The following is a 22,811-nucleotide window of genomic DNA, read 5'->3' as shown; positions in this document are numbered from 1 at the left end:
CGTGCCCGGGCCGGTCAGGCCGGGACCAGCTCCCGGACCGGTGCCGGTGTCCAGGCGGCCGGTGCCGGGCCGGGCCTGGCCACGATCCGCACGACCCGGTGCAGACCGGTGGCGCGCAGCACCCGGGCCACCACCGGGTCGGGATCGAGCAGCACCAGCTCACCGCCCCGAGAGCGGACCCGCAGGTGGGCGGCGACCAGGGCGCGCACCCCGGCCGCGGAGAGCACCCGCACGCCGGACAGGTCCACCCGCAGCACCGGCCGTGCCGGGGCGGCCCAGAGCGCCGCCCGGAACGACCCCACGGTGGCGATGTCGATCTCGCCGACCGCCCGGACGTCCACCACCTGGTCGGCCACTTCGATCTCCACGTGGAACCGGTCGCTGCGCTGCCCCATGACCAGGAACCTATCCCGGACCACCGACACTTCCGCCTGCTCGGAACGCGGTTTCCGGGAAGGCCCCGGGTGGCGACCCCGAGGGCCTCGGGGTGAACCCTCAGATGCTCTCCACCATCCGGTTCTCTCAGGCCCAGGCCGCGCCGCCGTTGTCGGCGGCCCGTACCGCCTCCACGAGCAGGGCCGGGCCGGTGTCCTTGAGGATGAACCCGACCGCGCCGCGCCGTAGACGTACTCGTCGAGGTCGAAGGTGGTCACCACGACGATGCGCAGTGGGTCGGCCACGCCCGGCCCGGCGAGCGCCCGGGTGACCTGGAGGCCGTCGAGCCGGGGCATCCGGATGTCGACCAGGCAGACGTCCGGGCGTAGTCGGCGGGCCTGCTCCACCGCGTCCACCCCGTCGACCGCCTCGGCCACCACGGTGATGTCGGGCTGATCCTCCAGGATCATCCGCAGGCCGCCGCGGACCATCACTTGGTCGTCGGCGAGCAGCACCCGGATGGTCAACGGCGCTCCCTGGTCGGCACGGGCAGGGACCCGCCGTCTGCCTGGGTCGGCTCGACCCGCACGTGGTGCTGTCCTACCAGCCGAACCACCGTTACTGGCCGTTCCACTGGCTCGAAGCCGGGATCTACCTGGCGCTCAGCGGGCTTGCTGGCCGGGTTCGGCCTTTGGCGCGTCCGCCGCCGGGTCACCTGACCGTCGGCGTCGAGCGGCCCTCGGCGACACGCCGCCGAGAGCTGCCCGGCGGGGGCATCGGCGGGGAAGAATGACCGGATGGTCGTTCCCCGCCAGCGTCCGCCCAAGCTGATCCGGCCGATCCGCGAGCCGGCCACCGTGCCGCCGCCGCTGGACGGGCCGTGGGCCCCCACCGACGCCCGGCTCGACCGGGCGGACCTGCTGCCGCTGCCGGACGGCGCGCACGGCCCGGAGGACGTGCTGATCGACCCGGACGGCCGGGTGATCAGCGGCGACGAGAACGGCCGGCTCTGGTGGTGGCCGGCGGACGCCCCGGCCGGCACCCGTCCCACGCTGCTCGCCGAGACCGGCGGCCGGCCGCTCGGCATCGAACTGGACCCGGTCGACGGCGGGCTGGTGGTCTGCGACGCGTACCGGGGGCTGCTGCGGGTCACCCCGGCCGGGGCGGTGCAGGAGCTGACCGGCACCGCGCCGCCGGTGCACCTCGCCGACAACGCGACGGTGGCCCGGGACGGCACGATCTACTTCACCGACAGCTCGGACCGGTACCCGCTGTCGCACTGGAAGCGGGACCTGCTGGAGCACCGCCCCAACGGCCGGGTGCTCGCGTACGACCGGCGCACCGGGCGCACCGAGGTGGTGGCGGACGGGCTCTACTTCCCCAACGGGGTGGCGCTGACCCCGGACGAGTCCGCGCTGATGCTGGTCGAGACGGCCACCCACCGGCTGCTGCGGGTGGACCTGCCGGACGGCCGGGCCACCGTGCTGACCGACCTGCCGGCCTATCCGGACAACGTGTCGGCGGTGGGCGACGGGACCTACTGGATCGCGCTGCCCAGCCCCCGACTGCCGATCATGGAGAAGCTTCTGCCCCACCCCCGGGTACGCCAGCTGGTCGCCCTGCTGCCGGGCGCGGTGCAGCCACAGCCCCGCCGGTACGGCCTGGTCGCGCTGGTGGACGAGGCGGGGCGGGTGGTACGCACGCTGCACGGGCCGAGCGGGGCGTACCCGATGGTCACCGGCGTGCGGCAGCACGGACAGCGACTCTGGCTGGGCAGCCTGACCGCGACCGGCGTGGCCCGGGTCGACCTGGCCTGACGGACGACGGAGCCGGCCCGCGGTGGTCGCGGGCCGGCCCGTGGTCGTTCCTCCCTCGGCGGTCAGCCGCCGCTGTTGCTCTTCGAGGGCTCCGGGGCGGGCGCCGCCGAGCCGCCGGCCACCGCGCCCGGATGTGGCGCCGCGCTCTGGGTGGGCTTCAACCCGGCCGGGACGGGCAGCGCGCTGCCCTTGGCGAACTCGTCCCAGCTGACGTTCCAGGCCGTGAAACCGTTGCCCTGGTCCAGCTTCACCTCGGTGCCCTTGACGGTGACCAGGTCACCGACCTGGGTGATGCCCATCAGCCAGTCCGCGGCGGCGGCAGATACGTTGGCGCACCCGTGCGAGGTGTTGGTGTAGCCCTGCTCCCCCTCCGACCACGGTGCCGAGTGGATGAACTCGCCGCCCCAGGTCAGCCGCTGGGCGTCGTCCACGTCGACCACGTACCCGCCGTTCGGGTCGCCCCGGGTGTCGAAGGTGGTCCGGTCGAACTTCTCCATGATCACCATCGTTCCGCTGGAGCTGGGCGTGCTGGACTTGCCGAGGCTCACCGGGATCTTGCGGAGTAGCTTGCCCTCCTGGTAGACGGACATCTGCTTGGTGCCGTTGTCGATGTCGAGCGAGACCTGCCGGCCGACCTTGGACGTGGCGCTGCGGTCGGCGTCACCGAAGGCGTCCTTGCCGATCGGCAGCCCCTCCAGTGCGCTCCGCACGCTGATCTTCGTGCCGGACTTCCAGAAGTCGGGCGCCCGGTATTCGGCCTGTTTGCCGTCGGACTCCCACGACCAGGTGCCCGGCTGCGGCGGGTCGGTCTTCACGAACAACCGGCGCTGCACGTCCGCTCTGGCCTCTTTCGGAATGGGCGGATCGAACGCGACGACCAACGGCATCGCCGTCCCGTACGTCTGATCGCCGGTGAAATAGAGTTCGGTCTTGATGGCCGGTTTGGTGGATTTCGCCATCGTGGTGAACGTCGTCTTCTGCGTGGTCGTCCGCCCGGAATCGCCGGTGGCGGTCACCTCCGCGGTGTACGTCCGGGAATTCTGCAACGGGCGGCTCGGCACCCAGCTCGACCCGTCCTCCCGCACCTCGGCCGGCACGGGCTGGCCCTTGTCGTCAGTGAGCTTCACCGCGGTGATCTTCCCGCCGCTGGCCTTGGCCCCCACCTCGGCGCTGATCGGCACGTCCTTCGTCCGGTCGGCCGGGGTCATTGTCACCGACGGCCCGGATGCCTTGCCGTGGCCGCCCTTCACGGCCGATCTCTGGTCGGCGGTGCATCCGCCGATGACCAACGGTGTGGCTGCGATGGTTACCGCCAACAGCGTCAATCGCCGCCTCACATCCATATTCCACACCCCATTTCCACTCCCCTTGGCTCACATTCTGTCGGGCCGACCGGAGGCCGATGGTTATTCGGCGAAATTGCCCTGGGCACCGACTTCGCTTTCGATACCGGCGTACGGAAATGGGAATCGGCGGCGCGGAAATGGTCCCGCGTCACGGCGTGCCCCGGGTGCGCCGGACGGGTCGGGACGACCGGTTCACGTCCAGTCGTCGTCGCCGTGGTTGCGGTCCCAGCGACCGCCGATCGGCGGGGTGTCCAGCCGGATCGGGCCCTCCGCGTTCCCGGCGAGGTCGTTGTCCTCGACGCGGCAGTCCACGCAGCTGCCCCGGCCGGTGATCCACAGCCCGTGGGTCTGGCCGCGCGGCTGCCCGCTGTCCCAGATCCGGTTTCCCCGGATGCTGGCCGCGTCGAGTGCGGCGTTCACCGTGATGCCGGCCCGCGTCGTCGGCGCCGCGGGCAGCGCGTACGGGGTGCCGGGCGCGGGGATGTCCGCGCTCCAGCCGGTGTAGGCGTCCGGGCGGATCGGGGCCAGGGTCAGCGTGGCGGAGTCGTTCGCCGCCACCACGGCCATCCGGTCGCCGACCCGGACCACCTTGCCCCGGTGCTCGTCGTGCTGCCAGTCCGCCCGCCGGTCGACCACCTGCTTCTCGCTGTAGCGGACCGAGTCGCCGCCACCGTGGACGGCCGGGCCGCACTGTCGGCCGTTGCTCCGGATCCGGTTGTTCACGATGATCGCGTCGACGAGCGGCCGGTCGATCCGGATCGCGTCGAGACTGTTGCCGTAGAAGTCGTTGCTCTCCAGCACGATCTCCCGCGCGTGCTGCCGCTCCTCGCCCCCCAGGCTGCGCTGGTGATAGCCGTAACGACCATTTCCGCTGATCCGGTTGCCCCGGATGGTGTACGGCCCGGGGGTGTTGCCGATGCTGATCCCGTCGCGCAGGTTGCCGTCGATCACGCAGTCGGTCAAGATGCCGCCCCGACCGGCCGAGTGGGTGGTGCCCTTGGCCGAGACGTGGAAGCCCGCCTCGAGGTTGCCGGTCATGGTGCAGGCGGAGACGATCAGCCCGTTGGCACCCCAGTCGGAGATGCCGAAGCGGTTGCCCTGGGCGTGGCAGCCGATGACCCGGATGCCCCGCGGGCGCAGCTCGCCGGACTCCTGCAACTCCAGGAAGATCCCGTTGGTGGCGTTGCCGACCGCCGAGCAGTTGATGATGTTGAGCCGCTCCACGGAGCCCCAGCCGCCGATGCCCACGCCGATACCGGCCCCGCCCATCTCGGTGCCGTTGTCCAGCCGCCCGCAACCCGCGACGAGCACCCCGTCGATCAGGCTGTCCTGGAGGAAGTCGCAGCCCAGGCCGGTCGCCGCCGTGTGGTGGATGTAGAGGTTGCGGAACGTGCCCCGGACCAGGTACTGGAGGCCCAGGCCCTTGGCCAGCGGGTTGTACTCGGCAAGCGCCACCCCCGAGCCGTCGATCTCGAAGTCCGCGAAGGTGCAGTGCGCAAGATGCCGTTTCGGGTCGGCGCCGTGCAGCGCGGCGGTGTGGAAGGCCAGCGGGGTGGGGTCGGCGCGGTTGCCGGAGTTGCTCAGCACGAAGCGGGTGGCGCCGGGACCGGCGCCGAGCAGTGAGACACCGCTGCGCCAGATCGTGCCGGAGTCCCGGATCGAGTAGACCCCGGGCGGGCAATAGATCACCCGCGCCCGCCCGTCGGCGACGTACGCGTCCCCCAACCGGTCCACCAGCGCCGCGAACGCGGGCTGGTCGTTGGTGGTGCCGTCCCCCGTCAGCCCTTGCTCGCGGGCGTTGCACAACAGCGGCGCGCCGGCTACCGGGTACGGTCGCACCCCACCGGCGGCCGGCCCGTGCGGGTAGCCCATCCATCCCCTTCCCCTCGGCAACCGGGCTCGCATTCCCGGTCTGGCGGAGGAGAAACGGGGTGGGCCCCGACCCCGGGCGGGGCCGGGGCCGGGGTCAGACGTTCGCCACCAGCAGCGCCGGCCGCTCGACGCAGTCCGCCACGTGCCGCAGGAACCCGCCGGCCACCCCGCCATCGCAGACCCGGTGGTCGAAGGTGAGGCTGAGCTGGGTCACCTTGCGCACCGCGAGCTGCCCGTCGACCACCCAGGGCTTGTCCACGATGCGACCGACGCCGAGCAGCGCCGCCTCCGGGTGGTTGATGATCGGGGTGGAGCCGTCCACCCCGAACACCCCGTAGTTGTTCAGGGTGAAGGTGCCGCCGGTCAGCCGCGCCGGGGGCAGGGTGCCGGCCCGCGCCGCGGCGGTGGTCTCGGCGAGGGCGGCGGCCAGCTCCCGGGTGGTCAGCCGCTGGGCGTCCCGGAGCACCGGGACGACCAGGCCCCGGTCGGTCTGCGCGGCGATGCCCAGGTGTACGCCCGCCGACTGGACGATCCGCTGCCCCTCGGTGTCCACCTGCGCGTTGAGCTGCGGGTACTTCCGCAGGCCGCTGAGGCAGATCCGGGCCAGCAGGGCCAGGATGCTGACCGGCGCGTCCGGGGTGGCGGCGTTGATCGCGGCCCGGGTCTGCAGCAGCCCGGTGGCGTCCACGTCCACCCAGATGGTCACCTCGGGGATCTCGCGCCGGCTGCGGGAGAGCTTGTCGGCGATCGCCTTGCGGATGCCGGTGAGCGGGATGACCAGGTCACCGTCGCCGGCCGAGGCGAGCCCCACGTGCGCCGGCGGGGTGTCCGGCACGGCGGCGAGCCGGGCGGCCGGGACGGCCAGCGCCGCCTCGACGTCGGCGCGGCGGATGACGCCGCCGGGCCCGGTGCCGGTCAGGGACGCCAGGTCCAGGCCGCTCTCCGTGGCCAGCCGCCGGACGATCGGCGAGATGACCAGCGGTGCCGCCGCACCGGCCGGGCCGCTGGAGGCCGGTGAGCCGGTGCCGTCCGCCGGGGTCGGCGTGCCGGGTTCCGGGGCCACGGCCAGGCGGGGGCGGCGCCGCCGCCGGCCGGAGCCGCCGTGGCCGGTGCCGTACCCGATGAGGACGTTGCCGGAGCCGGCCCGCTCCTCCTCGCGGTAGGTGGCGTGTCCCGCGGGTTCGTCACCGCCGGCCCCGTCCAGCGGCGCGATGGTGATCAGCGGCTGGCCGACCGGGCGGACCTCACCCGCCGCGCCGTGCAGGGCGACGACCCGACCGGCGTACGGGCAGGGCACGTCGACGACGGCCTTGGCGGTCTCCACCTCGACCACGGTCTGATCCACGGTGACCACGTCGCCGACGGCGACCCGCCACTCGACGATCTCCGCCTCGCTCAGCCCCTCCCCGAGGTCGGGCAGGAGGAAGTCCCGGGTCTGCTGCACGGTGGTCATGCCGCCACCCACCGGGTGTCCGGCTGGTCGTCCCACTGGAGGCGGGCCACGGTGTCCAGCACCCGGTCCACCGAGGGCAGGTGGGTGTGCTCCAGCATCGGCGCCGGGTACGGGATGTCCAGGCCGGACACCCGCAGCACCGGGGCGTGCAACGCGTGGAAGCAGCGCTCCTGCACCCGGGCGGCGATCTCCGCGCCGACCCCGGCGAAGCCCTGCGCCTCCTGGATCACCACGCACCGGCCGGTCTTGCGCACCGACGCGGTGATCGTGGCGTCATCGAACGGCACGATGGTGCGCACGTCGACGACCTCCAGGTCCCAGCCCTCCTCGCGGGCGGCCTCGGCGGCCTCCAGCGCGACCGGCACCGCCGGCCCGTACGCGACCAGGGTGGCGTCGGTGCCGGCCCGGCGGACGACGGCCTTGCCGAACGGCGCGGTCCGGGCGGGCAGGTCGGCCTCGGCGCTGGAGAAGTAGAGCTTCTTCGGCTCCATGAACACGACCGGGTCCGGGTCGTCGATGGCCTCGCGCAGCAGCGAGTAGGCGTCCTCGACGGTGGCCGGGGTGACCACCTTAAGACCCGGGGTGTGCGCGTAGTACGCCTCGGAGGAGTCGCAGTGGTGCTCCACGCCGCCGATGCCGCCCGCGTAGGGGACCCGGATGACGATCGGCACGCTGAGCGCGCCGCGGGTGCGGTTGCGCAGCTTCGCCACGTGCGAGGCGATCTGCTCGAACGCCGGGTACGCGAACGCGTCGAACTGCATCTCGACCACCGGCCGCAGCCCGGACATGGCCAGGCCGACGGCGAAGCCGACGATGCCGGCCTCCGCGAGGGGGGTGTCGAAGCAGCGCTTGTCGCCGAACCGGGCCTGGAGCCCGTCGGTGATCCGGAAGACGCCGCCGAGTTGCCCGACGTCCTCGCCGAAGACGACCACCCGTTCGTCGTCGAGCATCGCGTCGGCGAGCGCGGCGTTGAGCGCCTTCGCCATGGTCATGGTGGCCATCAGGCGTCCCCCTCCTCGTCACGGGCGGCGGCCAGCTCGGCGCGGACCTGCTCGCGCTGCTCGACCAGCTGCGGGGTCGGCTCCGCGTACACGTGGTCGAAGAGGCTGAGCGGCTCGACCGTGGGCTGGGCGTTCATCCGGTCGCGCAGCGCGGCGGCGTACGCCTCGGCCTCGTCGGCGATCGCCGCGACGGCGGCTTCGTCCAGCGCGCCCCGGTTCCGCAGGTACGCCTCCAGCCGGGCGATCGGGTCGCGGTCCCGCCACGCCTCGACCTCCTCGGCGTCCCGGTAGCGGGTCTGGTCGTCGGCGTTGGTGTGCGGCTCCATCCGGTAGGTGTGCGCCTCGACCAGGAACGGCCCCTGGCCCGACCGGGCGTGCTCGACCGCGCGGGTGAGCACCGCGAGCACCGCCACCGGGTCGTTGCCGTCGACCTGCTCGCTGGGCACGCCGTAGCCGACGCCCTTGTAGGCCAGGCTCGGCGCGGCGGTCTGCCGGGAGAGCGGGACGCTGATGGCGTACTTGTTGTTCTGCACGAAGTAGACGACCGGGGCCTTGAAGACGGCGGCGAAGTTGACCCCCTCGTGGAAGTCGCCCTCGCTGGTGGCGCCGTCGCCGATGAAGGCCAGCGCGACGGTGTCCCGCCCCTGGTACGACTCGCCGTAGGCCAGGCCGGCGGCGTGCACGCACTGGGTGGCGAGCGGGGTGCACTGCGGCGCGGTGTGCCGGGCGGCCGAGTCGTAGCCGCAGTGCCAGTCGCCGCGCAGCAGGGTGAGCACCTCGACCGGGTCGATGCCCCGGGCGGTCAGCGCCATCGACTCCCGGTAGGTGGGGAAGACCCAGTCGGTGTCGCGCAGGGCGAGGACCGCGCCGACCTGGCACGCCTCCTGGCCACGGGAGGACGGGTAGACGGCGAGGCGACCCTGCTTGGTCAGCGCGGTGGCCTGCACGTCGAAGCGCCGGCCGACGACCATCCGGCGGTACATCTCCCGCAGCGCCTCCACCGGCGGCTCGGGGTAGTCGTCGCGGGCCGGCAGCGGGTTGCCGTCCGGGTTCAGCAGTCGGACGGGCTCGGTGTTCGGCAGCAGGCCGGCCGACGGATCGGGGGCGGCCGGGGTGGCCGGCCGGCGGGTGCGGGGGGATGCCCTGCGGACCGCCTGGGGTGTGGTCGTCACGGCGGGGACCTCCTGGACGTGTGGTGGCCCTATGCTCCAGCTGTCGGATGATTGACTCAACTTCCCGGATGAACGCGGGACGAATGGAACTGAGATGAGGGCTTCATGAGCCAGGAGACCGGGGTGACACCGGGCACGGCAGGCGGAACGGGACGTTCGGCCGGGCCGCTCGACGAGGTCGACCGGCGGATCCTGCGCGAACTGGCCCGCGACGCCCGGATCTCCATCCGTACGCTGGCCGAACGGGTGCACGTGTCGCGCACCAACGCGTACGCCCGGATGGAGCGCCTGCTGCGGGACGGGGTGATCACCGGGTTCCGGGCCCAGGTGGCGCCGGAGCCGGCCGGGCTGGGCACGTCGGCGTACATCGCGCTGACCATCGAGCAGAACACCTGGCGCGAGGTGTCCGAGGAACTGGCTCGGGTGCGCTACGTCGAGCACGTGGCGCTGCTCAGCGGCGAGCACGACGTGCTGGCCCTGGTGCGGGCGCCGGACAACGCCACCCTGCGGGACGTGGTGCTGGAGCGGGTGCAGAGCATTGCCGGGGTGCTGTCGACGCGCACCTGGCTCGTCTTCGAGGAGTTCGACGGGACGCAGAGCCCGTGGCAGTAGGGCGTCAGCGTTCCGGCGGCGCCTCCAGGCCCTCGCGATCGGCGAGCTCCAGCAGCGGCTCCAGGGAGAACCGGCGGTCGTCCAGGCCGGCGTGCGGGTCGCCTCGCTCGGCGAACCGCGCCGGCATGCTGACCACGTCGAAGTCCTCCGGCCTCGCGTCGTCCAGCTCCGACCAGTCCAGCGGTGCGGAGACCAGGGCCCGTGGGGTGGGCCGGATCGAGTACGCCGACGTCACGGTGTGGTCGCGGGCCATCTGGTTGTAGTCGACGAACACCGGCTTGTCCCGTTGCTCCCGCCACCAGGTGGTGGTGACCAGGTCGGGCAGCCGGCGCTGCATCTCCCGCCCCAACGCCAGCACCGCCCGCCGGCACTCCCCGAAGCTCCAGCGGGGCTCGATCGACAGGTAGACGTGAATGCCCCGACCCCCGGTGGTCTTCGGGTAGCCGACCATGCCCAGCTCGTCGAGGAACGCGCGTACCTCGTGGGCGACCGGGACCACCTGGGCGAAGTCCACCCCCGGCATCGGGTCGAGGTCGATGCGGAGCTGATCGGGATGTTCCACGTCACCGGCCGAGACGGGCCACGGGTGAAAGCGCAGGGTGCCCAGGTTGGCCGCCCACGCCACCACGGCCAGCTCGCTCGGGGCCACCTCGTCGGCGGTCCGGCCGCTCGGGAAGGTGATGTGCGCGGTGCGCACCCAGTCGGGCGCCCCGGCCGGCAGCCGCTTCTGGTAGAAGGCGTCGCCGCGGTTGTCCTGCCGGGTGGCGATCTTCGCGCCCTCGAACACGCCGCGCGGCCAACGCTCGAGCATGGTCGGTCGGTCGCGCAGCGCGCGCAGGATGCCGTCGCCGACGGCGAGGAAGTAGCGGACCACGTCCAGCTTGGTCAGCCCGCGCTCCGGGAAGTACGGCTTGTCGGGGCTGGAGACGCGGACCAGCCGCTTCCCCACCTGGATCTCCTCGGCCGCCGTCGCCACGCCTCACACCGTACGACGGGGTGGGCCGGATCGCGGGGACGTCAGACGAGCAGGACGCCGGCGACGATCAGCGGCACCCCGACGAAGAGGAAGATGCCGACCCCGGTGAGCACCCGTCCGCCGCCGGCCCCCTCCCGTTCCGGCGGGAGCCCGAACACCGTGCGGGCGGGCATCGTCTCCAGCCGGCTCAGGGTCAGATCACCGGTCATGCCGATCAGCGCGCCGACGACCATGCAGGCCACGCCGAGCCGGTGCGGGAAGTCTCCGCCGTCGACCGCGACCCACAGCCCCACCACGACCGCGATCAGCACCACCGCGATGAGGAAGAGCACCAGCGCCTCCCGTAGACCCCTGACGACCGTCATCGGTGGCTCCATCCCGTCGTTCCGGACGGGACATTGTGCTCCGTCGACGGGTCGGGCCGCTGCCCCGTACGGGACAGCGGTCGGTCTGGCCGGTGACGGCCCGAACAGCGTCGCGGCCGAGGCGGCCGGGACCGGGCGCGACCAGCAGAGTCCGTCCGGTCCCGGCGGTGCCGTTGCTCAGCGTCCTTCCTGCTGAATCCGTGTCATGAGCATCTGCTTGCCCTGGTCACCGGCCTTGCGATTGTTCTCCTGGACCTTGCGGAACCAGTTGGCGAGTTCCGTGTCGCCGCGCTGGTCGGCGTCGGAGATGTACGTGTCCAGCCGGTAGATGTTCTCCAACGACATCTGCAGCATGTGGATCAGGTCGTAGTTCTTGTCCCGTACCGGGCTCATCTGTTCCTTGGTCATGGTCGTGGCCACGACATACCTCCCCGTGTCTCGGCTTCCGGTTGCCAGCGCTTACCCGGCTACGGCCGATTCACGCCCCCCCGGCCGAGGCCACCCGACGACGCACGGTTACCGCCCGCCGGGCTCGGGTACCGGAGGCCGCATGGCGGAGCTGGCGGCGCTGTGGATCGTGCGGCACGGCGAGAGCACAGCGAACGTCGCCGCGACCAGGGCGGAGGCGTCGGGGGCCGAGCTGGTCGGCCTCAACCACCGCGACGCGGACGTGCGGCTGTCGCCGACCGGAGAAGAGCAGGCCCGGGCGACTGGCCGCTGGCTGGCCGGGCTACCCGAGGCGCGCCGGCCGGACGTGGCCGTGACATCGCCGTACCTGCGGGCGGTGCAGACGGCCGAGCTGGCGCTGACCGGCAGCGGCATCCCGGTGAGTCGGGACGAGCGGCTGCGCGACCGGGAGTTGGGCGCCCTCGACGGGCTCACCGAGCACGGGGTGCGGCAGCGGTTTCCGGCGGAGGCGGAGCGTCGAACCCGCCTCGGCAAGTTCTACTACCGACCGCCGGGGGGTGAGTCCTGGCCCGACGTGGCACTGCGGCTGCGGGCGCTCCTCGGTGACCTGCGCCGGGACCACGAAGGCCAGCGAGTGCTGCTCTTCGGCCACGACGCCCTGGTCTTCGTGCTCCGCTATCTGGTGGAGGGGCTCACCGAGGCCGAACTGCTGGCATTGACCCGGACACACTCGATCGCCAACTGTTCGGTCACCGGCTGGTCGATCGACGCCGAAGGTCGGCTGGTCCCGGACATGTTCAACGACGTCACCCACCTTCAGCGCCGCGGCGGACCGCCGACCGGAAAGGACGAGGTCCGGGCCGAACCGCTCTGATGGGATCACCTCCGCGCCGTCGCGGGACTGGGCGGTGCCCGTGCCGTCCGGTGGCAAGGAAGAGATTCCCTACCCGTTGGCCACCGTCTGACGGTTGTTGTTCGTCCGTTCGGGTGTGTGTAACACCACACTCGCTCCCTACGCTGGTCCATCGAAGGCGAGCAACCTGCTCGTTTTCCGCCGGCCCGCTTCCCGCCAGGGAGTGGGGCTCGGCCGGATCGGCCCCCTGGGAGTCTGTGTGAAGAACCTTCGTCGCAAGACACTGGCCGCCGCGTCCGCCATGACGCTCGGCGCCGGCCTCGCCGTCACCGGCGGGCTGGCTCCGGCGGCGGCCGCCGGACCGGACACCTCGTATCTGGTCCTCGCCCCGCAGGGCGCCAACACCATCCAGGCCGCCGCCCGCGTGGCGGCCGCCAACGGCACCGTCGTGGCCAACTACAGCCAGATCGGCGTGCTCGTCGTCCGCTCGACCAACCCGAACTTCGCCACCCAGGTGGCGGGCGCGGGCGTCGAGTCGGTCGCGTCCACCGCCGGCCTGGGCACCGCCCTCGACGAGGGCGAGACCGTGGAGGTCTCCGCGGCCGACGTCGCCAACGCCACCGGCGACCCGACCAAGGAGCCGCTCTACGGGCAGCAGTGGGACATGAACATGATCCACGTCCCGCAGGCCCACGCCGTCAACAGCGGCAGCTCGAACGTCGTCGTCGGCGTGCTGGACAGCGGTATCTCCAGCACCCACCCGGACCTGGCGACCCAGATCGCCAAGGACAAGAGCACGTCCTGCCTGGGCGGTGTCGTCGACACCACCGAGGCGGCGTGGAACCCGACCACCAGCGACCACGGCACCCACGTGGCCGGCACCATCGCCGCCGCCGTCAACGGCGTCGGGGTGACCGGCATCGCGCCGGGCGTCAAGGTCGCCGCCGTCAAGGTGGTCAACGACGACGGGTTCATCTTCCCGGAGGCCGCAGTCTGCGGGTTCATGTGGGCCGCCGACCACGGGATGCAGCTGACGAACAACAGCTACTACATCGACCCGTGGGAGCTGAACTGCCGCAACGACGCACGCCAGCGTCCGGTGTGGCAGGCCGTGCAGCGGGCCATCCGCTACTCGCAGTCCAAGGGCGTGCTCAACGTGGCGTCCGCGGGCAACTCCAACTACGACCTCGCGCACAAGCTCACCGACACCGGCAGCCCGGACAACGGGACGCCGGAGGTGCGCGAGAACCTCACCAACGCCTGCCTCGACCTGCCGGCCGAGGCGCCGGGCGTGGTGACCGTCGGCGCGGTGGGCCCGACCGGTGCGAAGAGCTACTACTCCTCGTACGGCCAGGGCGTCATCGACGTGACGGCGCCGGGCGGGGACACCCGGTACCGGACGCAGGGCGTGCGCTCGACCATCACCGACGCCGTCCTGTCGACGACCTTCAACACCGCCACCAAGACCAACGGGTGGGGGTACAAGCAGGGCACCTCGATGTCCGGCCCGCACGCGACCGGCGTCGCGGCGCTGGCCTTGTCGGCGCACCCGGGGATGACCCCGGGCCAGCTGACGGCGTTCCTGGAGCGCACGTCGGTGGCGCAGTCCTGCCCGGAGGGTGTCTTCAACCAGGTACCGCTGATCTCGGCGACGAACCCGCACCTGTACGACGCGACCTGCTCTGGCGGCGCGCGTAACGGGTTCTACGGCGCCGGCATGGTCGATGCGTACAACGTGGTGAGGTGAAGTAGCGGTAGCACCATCTGTGGTGGGGCCCGGCGACCTGTCGCCGGGCCCCACCCGTTTTCCCAGCTCACCACCGGGGTAGTGGATCACCGTCGACAGCCACGTACGAGGAGGTGCCGGTGTCCACCGATGCGATCGTCCTGCTCAAAGAGGAGCTGGTGAACCAGATCCTCGAGGCGCTCACCGTGCACACGTACCTCGAGAACGAGGTGATCGCGATGCGTCCCGAGGCGCCGCGCAGCCCGAAGGACCCGAAGGCGATCAAGAGCGCCCGCGACGCGGCCACCGCCTGAGTCGACCCGTACCCGACCTGGGCCCGACCTCTCCGGTCGGGCCCGGACGGACCCGGTAGGATCGGCGCGGGCCGTGACTGGCGCGTGGGGATGGCGAACCATCGGGAAGCGGTCCCGTCATGAGGACGCACGCCGAGCGCCTGGGCCTTCCGCACGTCACCAGGAGGTCGCATGTCGCTGAACGCCGAATCCACCGCCTTCCGCAGCGCGCTGGAGGTCATCCGCGCCGTCGAGCCGCGGGTGGCGGACGCCATCGGGCAGGAGCTGGCCGACCAGCGCGAGTCGCTCAAGCTCATCGCCAGCGAGAACTACGCCTCCCCGGCCACCCTGCTGGCCATGGGCAACTGGTTCAGCGACAAGTACGCCGAGGGCACCGTCGGCCGCCGCTTCTACGCCGGCTGCCAGAACGTCGACACCGTCGAGGCGCTCGCCGCGGAGCACGCCCGGGAGCTGTTCGGCGCCGCTCACGCGTACGTGCAGCCACACTCCGGCATCGACGCCAACCTGGTCGCCTTCTGGGCGATCCTGGCCGACCGGGTGGAGTCCCCGGCCCTGAAGAAGGCCCAGGTACGCCAGGTCAACGAGCTCACCGAGGCGGACTGGTTCGCGCTGCGTCGCGAGCTGGGCAACCAGCGGATGCTCGGCATGTCGCTGGACGCCGGCGGCCACCTCACCCACGGCTTCCGCCCGAACATCTCCGGCAAGATGTTCGACCAGCGCAGCTACGGCACCGACCCGGCCACCGGCCTGATCGACTACGACAAGGTGGCCGAGGCGGCCCGCGAGTTCAAGCCGCTGATCCTGGTCGCCGGCTACTCGGCGTACCCGCGGAAGGTCAACTTCCGGATCATGCGGGAGATCGCCGACTCGGTCGGCGCCACCTTCATGGTCGACATGGCGCACTTCGCCGGCCTGGTCGCGGGCAAGGTCTTCACCGGCGACTTCGACCCGGTGCCGCACGCGCACATCGTCACCACCACCACCCACAAGTCGCTGCGCGGCCCGCGCGGCGGCCTGGTGCTCTGCGGCCCCGAGCTGGCCGACCAGGTCGACCGGGGCTGCCCGATGGTGCTCGGTGGCCCGCTGCCGCACGTGATGGCGGCCAAGGCGGTGGCCCTCGCGGAGGCCCGTCGCCCCGACTTCGCCGACTACGCGCAGCGCATCGTCACCAATGCCCAGGCGCTCGCCGACGGGCTGGTGCGCCGGGGCGCGCAGCTGGTCACCGGCGGCACCGACAACCACCTGGTGCTGATCGACGTCTCCGGGTACGGCCTGACCGGCCGGCAGGCCGAGCAGGCGCTGCTCGATTCCGGCATCGTGACCAACCGCAACGCCGTCCCGCAGGACCCGAACGGCGCCTGGTACACCTCGGGCATCCGGATCGGCACCCCGGCGCTCACCAGCCGGGGCCTCGGCACCGCCGAGATGGACGCCACCGCCGAGCTGATCCACACCGTGCTCAGCCAGACGAAGCCCGGCGCGAACCCGGACGGCACCCCGTCCAAGGCCAAGTACGTCCTCGACCCGGCGCTGGCCGACAAGGTGAGCAAGCAGGCCAGCGAGCTGCTGACCGGCTTCCCCCTCTACCCCGCCGTCGACCTCGGCTGACCGCCGCTGATCAGGGAGGTGTGGTGGGTCGCGCCACACCCCCTGATCGGTCGGGTCAGCCCCGCACCTGCGGGTTGGCGCAGCAGCGGAGCGGCTCGCCGCGCAGATACCGGCCCACCTCTCCGGCGACGATGCGGGCGGCGTTCGCGGCGGTCTCCTTGCTGGCCCCCGCCAGGTGCGGGGTCAGCACGATGTTCGGCGTGGTGAGCAGTCGGGAACCGGCCGGGATCGGCTCCTCCGGAAAGACGTCAAAGGCCGCGCCGAACAGGTGCCCCGCGTCGAGGGCGTCGCACACGGCGTCGTAGTCGAGCAGCGCGCCCCGGGCGCAGTTGACGATGACCGAACCGGCTGGCATCGCGGCCAGTTGCGCGGCACCGATCATCCCGGTGGTCTCGGGGGTGAGGCGGGCGTGCAGGGAGACGACCCGGGACCGCGACAGCAGGTCGTCCAGGGGGGTCAACTCGGCGATCCCGGCGACCTGGTCGGCGGTGACGTACGGGTCGTGCACCAGGATCCGCGCGCCGAACGCGTGGAGGATGCGGGCGACCCGGCTACCGATGGCGCCGAACCCGATCAGCCCGACCGTGCTGCCGCCCAGCTCCGGCCCGACGCTGTCGTAGCGGTAGTAGTCGCCACGCCAGACCCCGTTCAGGAGATCCTGGTGGGTCGGCGCGATCCGGCGGACGGCCGCGAGGATCATGGCGATGGTGTGTTCCGCCGTGGCGGCCGCGTTGCGGCCCGGCGCGGAGCAGACGGCCACGCCCCGCTCGGTCGCCGCGTCGAGGTTCACGTTCACCGGGCCGCCGCGGCTGACGCAGACCAGCTCGAGATCCGGTGCGGCCTCGAGCACCTTCCGCGTGATCGGTGCCATCTGCGTCACGCAGACCCGCACCCCGCGCAGCGCCTCGATCAACTCGTCCTCGGTGCCGGACGCCTCGTGCACCTCCGCCACCGGTCCGAACGGCTCGACCGGCCAGGGCAGCGTCAGCTCGCTGATGTCGAGACCGTCGGGGACCTCGGCGCGCACGGCGTCGACGAGCAGACGGTTGAGGACGAAATGGTCGCCAGCGGCGAGCAGGCGGACGCTCATCAGAGGATCTCCCAGGGGTTGTCGCGGGTTCGGCGGACGGGACCGGGCCTCAGCCCATCGGCCGGGCGATCGGGGCGTTGAACTCGAGGACGGCGACGCGGTCGTCGTCCAGCCGGATCTCGGTGAGGGCGCAGTTGCGGACGAACGGGAACAGCCGGCGATACTCCCGGAGCGGCACCCCGAGCAGCTGGCACAGGGCCAGCCGGATGGCGGTCGTGTGCGCGACCACGAGAACCCGGCCGTCGGGGTGCTGGGCGCCGATGTCGCGCAGGCACGCGGTGAACCGATGCGCGGCGTGGGCCGGGTCCTCCCCGCCGGGCAGGTGGTCCGCGACCGGATCGGCGTGGAAGGCGTCCAACGCCTGCGGGAACTGCTCCCGCATCTCCGCGCGGGTCAGCCCCTCGCCGTCACCGAAGTCGAGCTCCCGCAGGCGTTCGTCGACCCGCAGCGGGGTGCCGGCCGCCTCGGCGCAGGGCGCGGCGGTGAGCTGGGCGCGGCTCAGGGTGGAGGTCCAGACAGCGGAGAGCCCGGCCGTCGCAGCCCAGGCCGCCAGTTGCCCGGCCTGCTCGTGCCCGCGGGCGGTGAGCGAGATGTCGCTGACACCGGCGTACCGATTCTCCGCGTGCCAGACGGTCTCCCCGTGGCGGACGAGGACGAGGGTGGTCATTGGGCTGTCCTTTCCCGTGCGTGTGCGGCCGCAGCCGGTGCCAGCCAGCCCCGTTGCTCGAGCACCTCGACCAGCTGCAGATATCCCGGCGCGAACCGGCTGGGCGAGCCCGCGCGCGGCTCGACGATCGCCCGTACCCGCACCATGGCCGCCGCCATCTCGACCGGGTCCCCGTCGACCGCCGCGGCGAGGATCGCCATGCCGAGCGCGGGCTCGGCGTTCTCCGGCAGCACCACCGGCCGACCGAGGATGTCCGCGCGCAGCTGGTTCCAGTACCCGCTGCGGGTGGCGCCGCCGGTCAGCACCAGCTCGCCGTCCAACGGGGCACCGAGCAGGTGCAGGTAGTCGAAGCAGAGCCGCTCGAGGTACCCGACGCCCTGCAGCACCGCCGCAAACCGATCGCCCTCCCCGGCCGGCTCGCCGAGCAGGAAACCGCGCGCCTCGGGGGCGACGAACGGGAAGCGTTCGCCGGTGGCGACCAGCGGATAGCAGAGGGCGGTGGCGGGCTCGTGGGACGCCGCCGCGCGGTTGAGGGCGTCGAGATCGGCGTCCGGGAAGTCCCGCGAGACCGCTCCCGCCCCGGTGCTGGACGCGCCACCGGGCAGCCAGGTGTCGTTCGGGCCGCGGTGCGAGTAGACCGCTCCGGCCGGGTCGTGAACCGGCTCGCGGGCGACTCCCTTGAGCACCAGGGTGGTGCCGAGCACGGAGTTCCAACTGCCGACCCGCAGCGCGCCGGACCCGAGCTGCGCCGCACACCCGTCGGTCATGCCGGCGATCACGGGGGTGCCGACGGGGACGCCGGTCTGCTCGGCGGCGTCGGCGCAGACCGTGCCGAGGCGGGTGCCGGATCGGACCAGCGGCGGCAGCAGCTCACCGGGCACGCCGAGCGCGTCGAGGACGGCGACCGGCCAGTCGCCGTCGACGAGGTGGGCGCCGGTCTTGAGCGCGTTGCTCAGGTCGGTCGGCACCTCGTGCCCGACCAGGCGGCGGTTGATCACGTCGCTCTGGTGCGCCAGCCGGTGCGCGTCCGCCACGCCGGGGTGGTGCCGCAGCAGCCACAGCAGTTTCGGCAGCGCCCAGGCGGGCTGCATGCGCTGATAGCCCAGCGCCGCCCAGGTGGCCGCGCCGACCTCGTTCACCCGCTCGGCCTCGGCGGCCGCGCGGGTGTCGTCGTACATGACGCCCGGGGTCACCGGCTCGCCGGTCCGGTCCATCAGGAGCACCGTGCCGGAGGTGGCGTCGACGGCGACTCCCCGGACGCTGGCCGGTGGCACGTCAACCATCGCCGCGCGCGCCGCGGCCGACACCGCGGCCCACCACTGTCGCGGATCCTGCTCGTGCCGGTTGCCGTCGCGGCTGCTGGTCAGCGGCGCGCTGCCCATGCCGACGGCGGCACCCCGGCCGGTGACTGCCAGGGCCCGCACGCTCTGCGTGCCGAGATCGAGTCCGATCCAGACGCCGTCGTCCGCCGGCTGCCTCACCGGTCCCCCTCTCCGCGCAGGGCCGCCAGTCGCGGCCACGTCGTCGCCGCGTGCCGGCGCAGGCGGACGAACTCTTCGAGCAGTTCGGCGTAGCGCCGCGTCCGCACCGGGTCCGGTGCGAACGAGTCCCGGACCAGCACGTGCGCGGCGACCGCCTCCTCCACCGTGGCCGCGGCCCCGGTGGCGAGCTTGCCGACGACGAACGCGCCGCGGGCGCCGACCTCGGCGTCGGCGGTGCGCCGCACGGGTACGCCGACCACGTCGGCGATGAGCTGCGCCCAGACCCCGTTCGCCGCGCCGCCGCCGCAGATCCCCAGCTCCGTCGGCGTGACCTGCGAGGCGGCCAGGCAGTCGCGGATGACCAGGGTGAGCGCCTCGACAATGGCACGGGCGATGTGCTCCCGCCCGTGTTCGACGGAGAGACCGAACAGCATCCCCCTCGCCTGCGGGTCGACGAACGGCACCCGTTCGCCGGCCGGGGACAGGTAGGGCAGGAACATCAGGCCGTCGGCGCCCACCGGCGCCTGGCCCGCCAGGTCGATCAGGTCTCCGGGGTGGTCCAGGCCGAGCAGCCCGCACGCCCAGGTCAACACCTCGGTGCCGGTCAGCGTGGGCATGGCCCGCAGGTGCCGGCCCGGCACACCGAGGGCGACGGTCGCCCCGAGCGGTTCGGCGCCGAGCGACACCTCGTCGGTCACCACCTCGGTGCAGAGCGTGGTGCCGAGGATGCTGCACGCCTGGCCGGGGCGGACCGCGCCCGCGCCGATCGCGGTGGCCGCGATGTCGTAGGGGGCGACCACGACCGGGGTGCCCGCGGGAACGCCGAGGTCGGCGGCGGCGTCGGCCTGCAGCGGGGCGACCCGCCGCGCGCCGCGCGCCACCGGTGGCAGCAGCCGCTCCGCCCACGCCAGGTCGAACAGGTCGAGCAGGCGAGGGTCGTACCGGCCGGTGCGCAGCTCCACGAACGGCGCCGAGGCGTCCGACTCCTCCATCACGACCGCGCCGGTGAGCTGGGCGAAGAGCCAGCCACCGCAGGTCAGGACAGCCGCCGAGCGCGCCAACCGGTCCGGGTCGTGGGTATGCAGCCAGCTGAGGATCGCGTTGGGCAGGCCGGGGAAGGTGACCGAGCCATTGCGGCGGAACGCCTCGGAGAGGAGGCCGGCCTCGGCCCAGCCGCGCACCACCGACGCGGCCCGGCCGTCGTTCCACAGCACCGCCGGACCGGTCGGCGCGCCAGCCGCGTCGATCAGCCAACAGCCATCGCCCTGCGCGGTGAGCGCGAGGAAGTCGATCTCACCGGGCAACCGGGCGCGGACGGCACGGATCGCGCGGAACACCGCATCCCGGACCTGACCCATGTCCTGCTCGACCCAGCCGGACCTCGGCCGCTGGACGAGCGCCGGCTCCCGGACCACGACCGCCTCCCGGCCGTTCTCGTCGTAACCGACCGCCTTGATCATCGTCGTGCCGGCGTCGACGCAGATGGCTGTCACGATCCTCCCTCCGACGGACCCGCGCTCAGCCCCGGCCGTGCGACGCCCGGGACCGGCGCGCCACCGAATCCAGCGCCACGGCGAGCAGCAGGACGGCACCGGTGACCATGAACCGGAACGAGGAGTCCAGGTTCAGCAGGGTCAGGCCACTGGAAATCGACTGGATCACCACGATGCCGAGCAGCGCGGCGAAGGCGCTGCCCCGGCCGCCGAAGAGGCTGGTGCCGCCGATGACGGCGGCCGCGATGGCGTTCAGGTTGACGTCGCCACCGCCGCTGCTCTGGTTGGCCGCGGCGAGCCGGGCGGCGGCCAGGACGCCACCGACGGCGGCCAGCGTGGTGCAGAGCATGAAGACGGAGGTGTAGACGGCCTTGACGTTGATGCCGGCGCGCCGGGCCGCCTCGACGTTGCCGCCGATCGCGTACACCGCCTTGCCGTACTTCGTCCGGCGAAGCGCGTAGTGCGCGGCCAGGACGAGGGCGAGGAAGAGCACGAACATCCAGCCGACGCCCCGGGTCTGCTGCAGGTAGGAGACGACCACGCCGAGCCCGACGGCGAGCGCGAGGCTGCGGACGGCGAGGTACTGCACCGACGCGGCGGACAGCTGCGCCCGTCGCCGGTTGCGGGCGTGCAGGTAGCCGCTCGCGAACCAGCCCACGGCGCCCAGCCCGACGAGGGTGTACGACAGCCACGCCGGCAGGAAGGCCAACTGCGCGAACGTCACCAGACCGGAGTCGAAGGGCAGGTTGATCGAGCCCTTGGCGCCGAGCACCCACAGTTGGAGCCCGAGGAAACCAAGCAGGCCGCCCAGGGTGATGACGAAGCTGGGGACGCCCAACCGGTTGAACAGTTGCCCGTAGACCCAACCCAGCGCGGCTCCCATGACGACGGCTGCGCCGACCGCGACCCAGGCGGGCAGCCCGCGGTCGACGAAGAGCACCGCCATGACCGCGGCGGACAAGCCACTGATCGAGCCGACCGACAGGTCGATCTGGCCGACCAGGAGCATGAACGCGACACCGAGCGCGATCACGCCGACCGGTACGCACTCCAGGGTGAGGTTCACCAGGTTGGCGCTGGACAGGAAGATCGGGTTGAGCGACTGCAGCACGGTCCAGATGACGACGAGCCCGGCCACCACGGGCAGCACCCCGAGGTCACCGCTGCGCACCCGGTCGATGAAGGCGGCCACGGCCCCAGCCACGCCGACCTGGTGCCGCAGCCGCTCGTCGTGCAGGTCGGACGGGCCGGACGGGGCCGCCGCGGCGGTATGAACGTCGGTCACGGCTGGCTCCTCCCTTCGAGGGTGGTGATCGGCTGGGCGCGCCGCGCGCTACGTCGAGCGACGACGTTGTCGGTGGCGCCGGTGATCGCGGCGATGATGTCCTCGGGTGAGACCTCGTCCACCGCGAAGACCCCGTTGTTGCGGCCCAGCCGCAGCACGGCCACGGTGTCGGCGACGGCCTTCACGTCCGCCATGTTGTGGCTGATCATGATCACGCCGTGGCCGCGTTCGCGGAGCCGCTCGATGAGGTTGAGCACCTCGGCCGTCTGTGCCACGCCGAGGGCGGCGGTGGGCTCGTCCAGGATCACGATCTTGGGGTCGCCCAGCAGTGACCGGGCGATGGCGACCGTCTGGCGCTGCCCGCCGGAGAGCGAGGCGACGGGGATCCGGACCGTCGGGATCTTGGCGGAGAGCTGCCGCAGCAGCTCCCACGAGCGGACCTCCATGGCCACGTCGTCGAGGCGCAGGCCGCGCAGCTCGTGTCCGAGAAAGAGGTTCTCGATCACGTTGAGGTTCTCGCACAGCGCGAGATCCTGGAAGACCGTGGCGATGCCGAGCTGGTGGGCGGCGGCCGGGTTCGGGATGCTGACCTCGTCGCCCTCGAACCTGATGGTCCCGGCGTCCGGGGCGTGCACACCGGAGAGGATCTTCACGAGGGTGGACTTGCCGGCGCCGTTGTCGCCGACGATCGCCACCACCTGGCCGGCGGCCACGTCGAGGTCGATGTCGGTCAGTGCGGCGACGGCGCCGAAGGTCTTGCTGATACCGCGGAGCGACAGGACGGTGTCGGCCACGGGTTCCGGAAGTTGGCTGGTCGGCGTAGGCGACATGGCGGTCCTTCGGGGCTGGTGGGACGGTGGCTCCGCGGGGCGGGGCGGTGACGCGGGAGGTCCGCCC

At 72.5% G+C, this 22,811-nt stretch carries 21 protein-coding genes, 1 pseudogene and 1 riboswitch; of the genes and pseudogenes, 6 read left to right on the top strand and 16 right to left on the bottom strand.

Annotation, left to right across the window (positions count from 1 at the left end; all coding sequences use genetic code 11):
- Nucleotides 1-14: 14 nt before the first annotated feature.
- Together ACFYOS_RS28985 and ACFYOS_RS28980 are read right to left on the bottom strand one after the other, a co-directional pair.
- On the bottom strand, nucleotides 15-395 hold the full coding sequence (locus ACFYOS_RS28985) for an STAS domain-containing protein (RefSeq protein ID WP_387148314.1): 381 nt from the start codon (nucleotides 393-395) through the stop codon (nucleotides 15-17).
- Between the two features lie 139 nt (nucleotides 396-534).
- Nucleotides 535-902: pseudogene (locus tag ACFYOS_RS28980) on the bottom strand (response regulator transcription factor); the annotation flags it as partial.
- A 270-nt stretch (nucleotides 903-1,172) separates the two neighbouring features.
- Between ACFYOS_RS28980 and ACFYOS_RS28975 the strand changes: the two are divergent.
- Entirely contained in the window at nucleotides 1,173-2,192 is a 1,020-nt protein-coding gene (locus ACFYOS_RS28975; protein ID WP_387148312.1) for an SMP-30/gluconolactonase/LRE family protein, read from the top strand.
- A gap of 62 nt (nucleotides 2,193-2,254) precedes the next feature.
- On the opposite strand, the gene ACFYOS_RS28970 is transcribed toward ACFYOS_RS28975, so the two are convergent.
- From ACFYOS_RS28970 to pdhA, 5 genes are all read right to left on the bottom strand, one after another.
- On the bottom strand, nucleotides 2,255-3,535 hold the full coding sequence (locus tag ACFYOS_RS28970) for an Ig-like domain-containing protein (RefSeq protein WP_387148310.1): 1,281 nt from the start codon (nucleotides 3,533-3,535) through the stop codon (nucleotides 2,255-2,257).
- A gap of 195 nt (nucleotides 3,536-3,730) precedes the next feature.
- A complete protein-coding gene (locus ACFYOS_RS28965; RefSeq protein ID WP_387148308.1) occupies nucleotides 3,731-5,410 on the bottom strand; it encodes a right-handed parallel beta-helix repeat-containing protein in 1,680 nt (559 codons plus the stop codon).
- A 94-nt stretch (nucleotides 5,411-5,504) separates the two neighbouring features.
- Complete coding sequence (locus ACFYOS_RS28960) at nucleotides 5,505-6,875, bottom strand: dihydrolipoamide acetyltransferase family protein (protein WP_387148306.1); 1,371 nt, start codon at nucleotides 6,873-6,875, stop codon at nucleotides 5,505-5,507.
- Entirely contained in the window at nucleotides 6,860-7,864 is a 1,005-nt protein-coding gene (locus tag ACFYOS_RS28955) for an alpha-ketoacid dehydrogenase subunit beta (RefSeq protein WP_387148305.1), read from the bottom strand. The genes ACFYOS_RS28960 and ACFYOS_RS28955 overlap by 16 nt, the downstream gene beginning before the upstream one ends.
- Nucleotides 7,864-9,069: a pyruvate dehydrogenase (acetyl-transferring) E1 component subunit alpha gene (gene pdhA / locus ACFYOS_RS28950; protein ID WP_387148351.1), complete on the bottom strand. Its 1,206-nt coding sequence runs from the start codon at nucleotides 9,067-9,069 to the stop codon at nucleotides 7,864-7,866. Before pdhA ends, ACFYOS_RS28955 begins: the two co-directional genes overlap by 1 nt.
- Nucleotides 9,070-9,141: 72 nt before the next feature.
- Here pdhA and ACFYOS_RS28945 point away from each other — a divergent pair, with 72 nt between their 5' ends.
- Complete coding sequence (locus ACFYOS_RS28945) at nucleotides 9,142-9,648, top strand: Lrp/AsnC family transcriptional regulator (RefSeq protein ID WP_387148303.1); 507 nt, start codon at nucleotides 9,142-9,144, stop codon at nucleotides 9,646-9,648.
- A 4-nt stretch (nucleotides 9,649-9,652) separates the two neighbouring features.
- On the opposite strand, the gene ACFYOS_RS28940 is transcribed toward ACFYOS_RS28945, so the two are convergent.
- From ACFYOS_RS28940 to ACFYOS_RS28930, 3 genes are all read right to left on the bottom strand, one after another.
- A complete protein-coding gene (locus ACFYOS_RS28940; RefSeq protein WP_387148302.1) occupies nucleotides 9,653-10,624 on the bottom strand; it encodes a DNA polymerase domain-containing protein in 972 nt (323 codons plus the stop codon).
- 41 nt (nucleotides 10,625-10,665) lie between these two features.
- Entirely contained in the window at nucleotides 10,666-10,989 is a 324-nt protein-coding gene (locus ACFYOS_RS28935; RefSeq protein WP_387148300.1) for a hypothetical protein, read from the bottom strand.
- A 177-nt stretch (nucleotides 10,990-11,166) separates the two neighbouring features.
- A complete protein-coding gene (locus ACFYOS_RS28930) occupies nucleotides 11,167-11,409 on the bottom strand; it encodes a hypothetical protein (RefSeq protein WP_387148298.1) in 243 nt (80 codons plus the stop codon).
- A 130-nt stretch (nucleotides 11,410-11,539) separates the two neighbouring features.
- Here ACFYOS_RS28930 and ACFYOS_RS28925 point away from each other — a divergent pair, with 130 nt between their 5' ends.
- From ACFYOS_RS28925 to ACFYOS_RS28910, 4 genes are all read left to right on the top strand, one after another.
- Nucleotides 11,540-12,271, top strand: coding sequence for a histidine phosphatase family protein (locus ACFYOS_RS28925; RefSeq protein WP_387148296.1), 732 nt, complete (start codon nucleotides 11,540-11,542; stop codon nucleotides 12,269-12,271).
- Nucleotides 12,272-12,509: 238 nt separating this feature from the next.
- On the top strand, nucleotides 12,510-13,997 hold the full coding sequence (locus ACFYOS_RS28920) for a S8 family serine peptidase (protein WP_387148295.1): 1,488 nt from the start codon (nucleotides 12,510-12,512) through the stop codon (nucleotides 13,995-13,997).
- A 119-nt stretch (nucleotides 13,998-14,116) separates the two neighbouring features.
- Entirely contained in the window at nucleotides 14,117-14,290 is a 174-nt protein-coding gene (locus ACFYOS_RS28915) for a hypothetical protein (protein ID WP_387148293.1), read from the top strand.
- A 63-nt stretch (nucleotides 14,291-14,353) separates the two neighbouring features.
- A riboswitch (ZMP/ZTP riboswitch) is annotated at nucleotides 14,354-14,443 on the top strand.
- An 18-nt stretch (nucleotides 14,444-14,461) separates the two neighbouring features.
- On the top strand, nucleotides 14,462-15,898 hold the full coding sequence (locus tag ACFYOS_RS28910; RefSeq protein WP_387148291.1) for a glycine hydroxymethyltransferase: 1,437 nt from the start codon (nucleotides 14,462-14,464) through the stop codon (nucleotides 15,896-15,898).
- 55 nt (nucleotides 15,899-15,953) lie between these two features.
- Here ACFYOS_RS28910 and ACFYOS_RS28905 read toward each other — a convergent pair whose 3' ends face one another.
- Genes ACFYOS_RS28905 through ACFYOS_RS28880 form a run of 6 tightly spaced genes read right to left on the bottom strand, consistent with a single transcriptional unit; the run spans nucleotide 15,954 to nucleotide 22,708 of the window.
- A complete protein-coding gene (locus tag ACFYOS_RS28905; RefSeq protein ID WP_387148289.1) occupies nucleotides 15,954-16,988 on the bottom strand; it encodes a 2-hydroxyacid dehydrogenase in 1,035 nt (344 codons plus the stop codon).
- Nucleotides 16,989-17,037: 49 nt separating this feature from the next.
- The gene (locus ACFYOS_RS28900; protein ID WP_387148287.1) at nucleotides 17,038-17,655 is read right to left on the bottom strand and encodes a histidine phosphatase family protein; all 618 of its coding nucleotides are present in this window, start codon (nucleotides 17,653-17,655) and stop codon (nucleotides 17,038-17,040) included.
- Nucleotides 17,652-19,136: an FGGY-family carbohydrate kinase gene (locus ACFYOS_RS28895; RefSeq protein WP_387148285.1), complete on the bottom strand. Its 1,485-nt coding sequence runs from the start codon at nucleotides 19,134-19,136 to the stop codon at nucleotides 17,652-17,654. The genes ACFYOS_RS28900 and ACFYOS_RS28895 overlap by 4 nt, the downstream gene beginning before the upstream one ends.
- Nucleotides 19,133-20,629 (bottom strand): FGGY family carbohydrate kinase, encoded by a 1,497-nt coding sequence (locus tag ACFYOS_RS28890; RefSeq protein WP_387148283.1) that lies wholly within the window; start codon nucleotides 20,627-20,629, stop codon nucleotides 19,133-19,135. The genes ACFYOS_RS28895 and ACFYOS_RS28890 overlap by 4 nt, the downstream gene beginning before the upstream one ends.
- Before the next feature lie 25 nt (nucleotides 20,630-20,654).
- Nucleotides 20,655-21,914 carry a sugar ABC transporter permease gene (locus tag ACFYOS_RS28885; protein ID WP_387148281.1) on the bottom strand — a complete coding sequence of 420 codons (1,260 nt, stop codon included), beginning with the start codon at nucleotides 21,912-21,914 and terminating at the stop codon, nucleotides 20,655-20,657.
- Nucleotides 21,911-22,708, bottom strand: a complete 798-nt coding sequence (locus ACFYOS_RS28880) for an ATP-binding cassette domain-containing protein (RefSeq protein ID WP_387148279.1) — start codon at nucleotides 22,706-22,708, stop codon at nucleotides 21,911-21,913. The genes ACFYOS_RS28885 and ACFYOS_RS28880 overlap by 4 nt, the downstream gene beginning before the upstream one ends.
- Between the last annotated feature and the right edge of the window lie 103 nt (nucleotides 22,709-22,811).

This window comes from Micromonospora sp. NPDC005806 (assembly GCF_042871425.1).
Classification (GTDB): Bacteria; Actinomycetota; Actinomycetes; order Mycobacteriales; family Micromonosporaceae; genus Micromonospora.
The sequence above is the reverse complement of the archived record's forward strand: the minus strand, read 5'-3'. Positions and strand labels throughout refer to the sequence as shown.

Coding starts and splice junctions, on each gene's coding strand:
- ACFYOS_RS28905 (WP_387148289.1), bottom strand. CDS start 16,988: ATGAGCGTCCGCCTGCTCGCCGCTGGCGACCATTTCGTCCTCAACCGT.
- ACFYOS_RS28955 (WP_387148305.1), bottom strand. CDS start 7,864: ATGGCCACCATGACCATGGCGAAGGCGCTCAACGCCGCGCTCGCCGAC.
- ACFYOS_RS28985 (WP_387148314.1), bottom strand. CDS start 395: ATGGGGCAGCGCAGCGACCGGTTCCACGTGGAGATCGAAGTGGCCGAC.
- ACFYOS_RS28910 (WP_387148291.1), top strand. CDS start 14,462: ATGTCGCTGAACGCCGAATCCACCGCCTTCCGCAGCGCGCTGGAGGTC.
- ACFYOS_RS28970 (WP_387148310.1), bottom strand. CDS start 3,535: ATGGATGTGAGGCGGCGATTGACGCTGTTGGCGGTAACCATCGCAGCC.
- ACFYOS_RS28965 (WP_387148308.1), bottom strand. CDS start 5,410: ATGGGCTACCCGCACGGGCCGGCCGCCGGTGGGGTGCGACCGTACCCG.
- ACFYOS_RS28975 (WP_387148312.1), top strand. CDS start 1,173: ATGGTCGTTCCCCGCCAGCGTCCGCCCAAGCTGATCCGGCCGATCCGC.
- ACFYOS_RS28935 (WP_387148300.1), bottom strand. CDS start 10,989: ATGACGGTCGTCAGGGGTCTACGGGAGGCGCTGGTGCTCTTCCTCATC.
- ACFYOS_RS28925 (WP_387148296.1), top strand. CDS start 11,540: ATGGCGGAGCTGGCGGCGCTGTGGATCGTGCGGCACGGCGAGAGCACA.
- ACFYOS_RS28945 (WP_387148303.1), top strand. CDS start 9,142: ATGAGCCAGGAGACCGGGGTGACACCGGGCACGGCAGGCGGAACGGGA.
- ACFYOS_RS28900 (WP_387148287.1), bottom strand. CDS start 17,655: ATGACCACCCTCGTCCTCGTCCGCCACGGGGAGACCGTCTGGCACGCG.